Genomic DNA, 6322 nt, shown 5'->3' with positions numbered 1-6322 from the left:
ATCGCGCTCGGCGTCGGCGGCGGACATCCGCTCGGCCGGGTCCTTGCGGAGCAGCCCTTCGATGACCGATGTGAGCGGTCCGGCGGCGCGGGCGGGCGGCAGCTCCTCGTCCACCACCGCGCGCAACGTGCTCAGCGGTGTGTCCTGGCGGAACGGCGTGCTGCCCTCCACCGCCGCGTACAGCAGCACGCCGAGCGACCACAGGTCGGACGCGGGGCCCGGCCGATGACCCAACGCCCTTTCCGGGGCGAGGAATTCGGGCGACCCGACGACCTCGCCGGTCATGGTCAGCGCCGAACTCCCCTCGACCAGCGCGATCCCGAAGTCCGTGAGGACGACACGGCCGTCGTTCGCGATCAGTACGTTGCCCGGCTTGACGTCGCGGTGCAGGACCCCGGCGTCATGGGCGGCGCGCAGGGCGCCGAGGACCTCGGCGCCGATGCGGGCGGTCCGCTGCGGGGTCAGCGCCCCCTCGGCCTCCAGCACGTCGGACAGGGAGAGGCCGCGCACCAGCTCCATGACGATCCAGGGGCGGCCGCTCTCGCTCGCGACGTCGTAGACCGTGACCACGTTGCGGTGCGGGATGCGGGCGGCGGCCCAGGCCTCCCGCTCCAGCCTGGCGTACAGCCGCTCGACGTCGGCCGCCGGGAGCCCGGCGGGGGCGCGCACTTCCTTGACGGCCACCTCACGGCCGAGCACCTCGTCACGGGCCCGCCACACGGTGCCCATGCCGCCCTCGCCCAAGGGGGCCAACAGGCGGTACCGCCCGGCGATCACGCGCTCTGGCTGGCTCACGGGCGCCCCCATCCGCAGTGGTGCGATTCTCCACAAAAGTAGCTCAACCGAGCGCTGTTGCGGCCCCCTTGAGCACCAATCCACACCCAAGGGCGAGAACGACGCAGGCCGAACCGAGCGGCAGGAACCGCCCGGTGCCCCGACGCACCCACTCCGGCCCGAAGCGCCGCCCCGCGAACGCCCCCACGCGAACGACGAGGAACCCGGCGGCCGTCAGCGTGGCGGCGAGCCCCACCCCGTACGCCACCACGAGCAGCAGCCCGAACCACGCCTCACCGAGCGCGGCGGCGCCGACCAGCACCACGACGGCGGAGGGACTGGGCACCAGACCACCGGCGAACCCGAGGAACAGCGCGCCGCGCAGACTGCTCCCGTGGGAGTGGTGGTGCCCGTGTGCGTGCCCGTGCTCGTGGGTGTGAGCGTGGCCGTGCGCGTGATCGTGCGTGTGCTCATGGCCCGTCCCGCGCCGCCGCAGCCACGCCCTGCGGATGAGCAGCACGCCCGCGCCCGTGACGAGCAGCCCGCTCGCCACGCCGAGCCAGGCGACCACCGAAGGTCCCGCGGCGGAACCCCCGCTCACCAGCAGACCGAGGGCGAGCACCCCCAGGGTGTGCGTGACGGTCACGGACGCGGCGAGCGGCAGCACGTCGCGTACGGAAGCACGGCCGCGGGCGGCCGCGGTGGCGGCCATCAGCGTCTTGCCGTGTCCGGGGGCGAGCGCGTGCAGGGCGCCCAGAAGGAGGGCGGTGCCGAGGGCCAGCGCCGCGAAGGCGGGGGTGAGGGGGTGCCGCCCGACGAGGCCGGTGAGGGCCTGCGCCCACCGGTCGGCGCCACGAGGCAGCACGGAAGCCACCCCGTCCTGCTCCGCGGGGCGGTCGTCCGTGAGCGCGGGGCCGCCCGGCGTGATCCGCAGCGATGCGGTCGCGGTGTCCGGCGGGTCCGAGAGCAGCCGCTTCGGGTACCGGGTGAGCCGCTGGGACACGGACTTCTCCGGTACGTCGGAGCGGGTGAGGGTCATCCGGTCGCCGCGGGCGGTGATCTCCCGCCAGCCGGTACGGTCCGGCGCGCCGGCGCGGAACTCGACGCTCACGCCGTCCTTCCGGGGCAGCGGAGTGCTGAGGGAGCACTCCACGCGGAGGGTGTCGAGCCCCGCCTGGCCCGGCCGGACCCGGACCCGTGCGGTGCCCACGGTCAGTTCGGCGGACCGTCCCGCCACGGTGACGCGGGCGTCGTCGGCGGCGTCCGCGCAGCGCTGCCCGGCCCAGCCCGCGCGGCCCGCCTCGCGGATGCGGGGGGCGGCCTGGGCGGCGGGGATCTCGGCGAGGTCCTCCACATGGTGGACCGTCAGCCGCCCCGGCCCGGCGACGAGTCCGTCGTACCGACTGACGGTGAAGTTGCCCAGGGGATGGGCGTGCGCGGTGCCGCCGAGGGCGCCCAGCGCGAGGACCACGCCCAGCACCACGCCGCCCCAGACCCCCCGCAGCCCCCAACGCCTCACGACGCGTCACCTCCGAGCGAGCGCAGCGCGGCCCGCGCCTCGCGCGCACCCACCGGCGAGAAGCCGGGGTTCAACCGCAGCGCCGACGCCAGCGACTTCCGCGCCGCCCCCTCGTCGCCCACGGCCCGTTCGATCATTCCGCGGTGGAAGAGGAACGCCGCCTCCCGGAACCCCGTGGCCGTGGCACGCCGTGCGTAGCGCAGGGCCTCCTCGTTCCGCCCGTTCACATGCAGCGCCCACCCGAGCGCGTCCGCCGTGTGGACGGTCCTGCGACGCTCCCACTCCGCGCGCGCCGCCCGCAGCGCGACCCTCCTGTCCCCGTGGTCGGCCGAGGCGAGCGCCGTGTCGAGGTCGGGGTCGACTCCGTTCGCGCGGGCCAGCGCGGCCCACGCGTGCACGAGGCGGTACTGCTCCCGGGCCCGCGCCGTGTCGCCCCGCGCCTCGTACAGCTCGCCGAGCGCGAGCACGGGACCCGGCAGCGGCTGCCGTGCGACGACGTCGCGCAGTCCGGCGATCGCCGCGGCCGTCCTGCCCTGCGCGGCCTGCGCCCGCGCCCGGCACTCCAGAGCCGGGAGGTAGGTGGCGTCCGCCCGCAGCGCGGCCCCGCAGTGGCGCAGCGCGGACCTGTAATCGCCCTGCCGCCAAGCCAGTTGGCCGAGTGCGGTCGACACGTACGCGACGTCGCCGGGCGCGGTCGACCCGTCGAGCGCCCGCTCCAGGACGCGCCGCGCGGTCCTGGTGTCGCCGCGCAGCTCCCGTACGTACGCGTACCGCGTGAAGACGGGGACGCCGGGCCGCCGGGAGTCCGCCTCGTCGGCGGCGCGGGACGCCTCGTCGTAGCGCCCGAGTTCGACGAGGGCGTCGATGCGGGTGGCCAGGGCCCGTTCGCCGTACGGGTTCTCGGCGAGCGCGTCGGTGGCGTACCGCAGGGCGCCGCGGAAGTCGTGCCGGGCGGCGGCGACGGCGGCGCGCCCCGCGAGCGCCGCGTCGTAGCCGGGACGCAGCTTCAGCGAGCGGTCCAGGGCGCGGTCGGCGGCGCGGTAGAGGGCGGGGTCGCCTCGGGTGCGGGCCTGCTCGACGTAGGCGGTGCCGAGCGTGGCCCAGGACGTGAAGTCCTTCGGCCGGTCGTGCAGCCTGGACCGGAGCGCTTCCACGCCGCGGTCCAGGTCGCCGCCGCGCAGACCGTCGAGCGGCGCGGCGGGCCCGACGGCGACGGGCGCCGAGGGCCCCGCCCCGTCGTCGCCGTCACCACCGCTGATGACGACGGCACCCGAGGTGAGCACGAGGGCGATCGCGACGGCGGCCACGGCGCTTCGTACGGAGGTGCGTGCCATGAACAAGACCAATCGTTCGAGAATTCGAGAACTCGAGCATTCGAGAAGGAGATGAAGACGGTGGAGCGGAGAGGCGCGGCCCGCAGGGGGATGCGTGCGGGTCGCGCCCGAAGGGGAGGCCGCGGGAGGACCCGCGCCCGTTCCGGAGGTGATCAGGAGATCCTGCCGACCCCCCGCCTCCGTGCCCGCCACCACGCGAGCCCGAGCCCGACCAGCAGCACACCGGCGGCCGCGGCCGCCGCGGAGGCGATCAGCACCGTGTCGTCGGCGCCGTCGGACGACGACGCGGCCGGGACCGCGGCTCCGCCCCCGACGCGCGCCGAGGTGTTGTCGCCGCCCTTGGCCGCCGGGGCGTGCGTCGGGGACGTGGGCAGTGCCAGGTAGGGGAAGGTCCCGCCGAAGGCCTGGTCGTTCTGGTTCACCGCGTCGCCCAAGTCGTTCTTGGCGCCCACGAGTTCACCCGCGACGGCCTGCAGTTCGATGTCCACGACGTCGTCGGCGAGCCGCCGCCCGTTCGGGAAGCCCGCGTTGTCGCCGTCGAGGACGCCGAGCCGCTTGGGGTCGGCCGTCGGCTTGATGGAGGTGTTGAGGCGCAGGGTCTCCGCCGGACGGACGTTCGGCGGCTGGTTGAGGTCCTGCACCCCGGTCAGGAAGACGGAGACCAGGTCCTTCCTGGGCTCGGCCGGTGCCTTGATGCCGTAGACCTTCTCCAGGAGCTTCGGCAGTTCCGGCTTCTGCACGTACGGCGCGAAGTCCGCGTCGTTCCACGGCGCGGACGCGTTGAACTTGTCCTTGTCGCGCAGCGGCACCACGAGCTCGTTGACCAGCGGGTTGCCGAGCCGCGAGACCTGGGTCCAGTCACCCTTGGCGTTCTTGCGCTGGGTCGTCGACCAGATGCCCACCGTCGGCTGCTTCTCCGACCGGCGTATGTCGGCGCTCGGGACCTGCAGCGCCACCGAGTTCACGTTGTAGCCCTTGAGGGTGTCCTTGCCGACCTGGGACAGGTCGCCGCCGTACAGCGAGTCGAAGACCTGCAGGTCGAGGAAGAAGGGATCGTCGGCCTGCCCGACGTACGACGTGCCGCCCGCGACCTTCCGCACGGCTTGGTCGCGCAGCTTCTTGTAGTCGGGCATCGAGGCGTCGCCCACGCGTGACGGCGCGACCGGCAGATTGTTGGCGATCTTCTTGGTGGAGACGACCTTCTGGTCCTTCAGCTTCAGCAGGTCGATGTCGTACGTCTGGTTGAAGTTGAGGTCGGGGTCGTCGAGGGCGGTGACCTGACCGGTGTTGTACAGGAAGGTGTTGCCGTTCCTGATCTTGGTGTCGAACGTCCACCGGTAGACCAGATCGCCCTGCGAGTCGCCGTCGCTGTCGATGTGGATGTCGTACTGGGCGTCCTCGGGGAACGGGTAGAAGTTGGGCCCGCCCGCGGGCTCCTCGAAGGGGGTCCAGTTCGCCACGAGTGTCGTGGTGTCCGGCTTGTCGGGGCTGACGAACGCGTACACGTCCGTGTTGTCGTACTGCGGCTGGCCCGAGATGAGCGGGGCCTCCCGGTGGCTGGAGGCCTGCGCGGATCCCGGCTCCAGCGCACTCACCCCGGCGGCTGCGAGCCCCCCGGCGGCGAGTGCGCCGCAGACCAGCGCGGCGAGGCCGCGACGCCCCGTCCGCCTCCTGGCATGTGCTGTCATCGCGTCCGTCCTTGAGCATCTGATGAACCCGGCCCGGCCCGGCCGGTCCGCCGACTGATCGGCTGCCCGACGGGCACGGGCCGACTGACACAGGCCATTCGGGGCCGGCACACGGGCGGATTGGCCCGGTTTTCAACCGACGGCCGCCCCCGGTCCGCCCCGCCCCACGGCGCGTCTCCCATCCGTCGGGGCTCCCACGCCGAATCCCGGAAGGCCGCACGAGCGGCCGGGAGGCATCGGGAGACGGGGGAGCCGATGGAAGCGGACGAGTTGCTGCCGCTGATCGCGAAGGGGGACCGGCAGGCGTTCGAGGACCTGTACGGCCTGGTGTCGGGACAGGTCTTCGGCCTCGTGCGCAGAGTGCTGCGCGACCACGCGCAGTCCGAGGAGGTGACGCAGGAGGTACTCATCGAGCTGTGGCGCAGCGCTCCGCGGTTCGATCCGGCACGGGGCCGTGCGCTGCCGTGGATCCTCACGCTCGCGCACCGCAGGGCCGTGGACCGGGTCCGCAGCGTGCGTGCGGCGGCCGACCGCGAGGCGCGTGCGGCGCGGCGCGGCGAGGGCCCGCCCTTCGACCAGGTCGCCGAGGCGGTCGAGACGGGGCTGGAGCGCGAGTGGGTGCGCGGCTGTCTGGGCCGCCTCACCGACCTGCAGCGCCAGGCGGTCGTGCTGGCCTACTACGACGGCTACACCTATCGGGAGGTGGCCCGTCAGCTGTCCGTGCCCCTCGGCACGGTCAAGACGCGCATGCGCGACGGGATGCTGCGACTGAGGGAATGCCTGGAGGCCGCCTTCGAGGACCCGGCCCCGAAGAGCCGGACGTGACGGAGCGCGGGTCCGACAGCTCACGGTCGCCGTCGTACGCCTGGCGTGCGCGGCCTCCGCCCCGGCGCCGCCCGGCCCGCGGGAACTAGGGCGGGCTGCCGTACGCCGAACGCCTCGAAGGGCCCCCGACAGACGTGCGGGCCCGAGCCGGTCGCCGCCTCCCCGGGCCCGGGCCCGCACCG

At 74.1% G+C, this 6322-nt stretch carries 5 protein-coding genes; 1 reads left to right on the top strand and 4 read right to left on the bottom strand.

From position 1 onward, the window contains the following. The 4 genes from AOK03_RS06670 to AOK03_RS06655 form a co-directional block, all read right to left on the bottom strand. Positions 1–807, bottom strand: an 807-nt coding sequence (locus AOK03_RS06670) for a serine/threonine-protein kinase (protein ID WP_157868873.1), incomplete at its 3' end; no start/stop codon positions are given. 31 nt (positions 808–838) lie between these two features. Then, positions 839–2293 (bottom strand): nickel transporter, encoded by a 1455-nt coding sequence (locus tag AOK03_RS06665; protein WP_425264357.1) that lies wholly within the window; start codon positions 2291–2293, stop codon positions 839–841. Beyond that, a complete protein-coding gene (locus AOK03_RS06660) occupies positions 2290–3627 on the bottom strand; it encodes a tetratricopeptide repeat protein (RefSeq protein WP_055564232.1) in 1338 nt (445 codons plus the stop codon). Before AOK03_RS06660 ends, AOK03_RS06665 begins: the two co-directional genes overlap by 4 nt. A 152-nt stretch (positions 3628–3779) precedes the next feature. Continuing rightward, entirely contained in the window at positions 3780–5315 is a 1536-nt protein-coding gene (locus AOK03_RS06655; protein WP_055564231.1) for a DUF4331 domain-containing protein, read from the bottom strand. A gap of 180 nt (positions 5316–5495) precedes the next feature. Here AOK03_RS06655 and sigK point away from each other — a divergent pair, with 180 nt between their 5' ends. Then, complete coding sequence (gene sigK / locus AOK03_RS06650; protein ID WP_279616306.1) at positions 5496–6140, top strand: ECF RNA polymerase sigma factor SigK; 645 nt, start codon at positions 5496–5498, stop codon at positions 6138–6140. The last annotated feature ends 182 nt before the right edge of the window (positions 6141–6322 follow it).

It is taken from the genome of Streptomyces atriruber, from assembly GCF_001418325.1.
In the GTDB taxonomy this organism is placed as follows: domain Bacteria; phylum Actinomycetota; class Actinomycetes; order Streptomycetales; family Streptomycetaceae; genus Streptomyces; species Streptomyces atriruber.
Note: the sequence above shows the minus strand (reverse complement) of the source record. Positions and strands in the feature narration are given on the sequence as shown.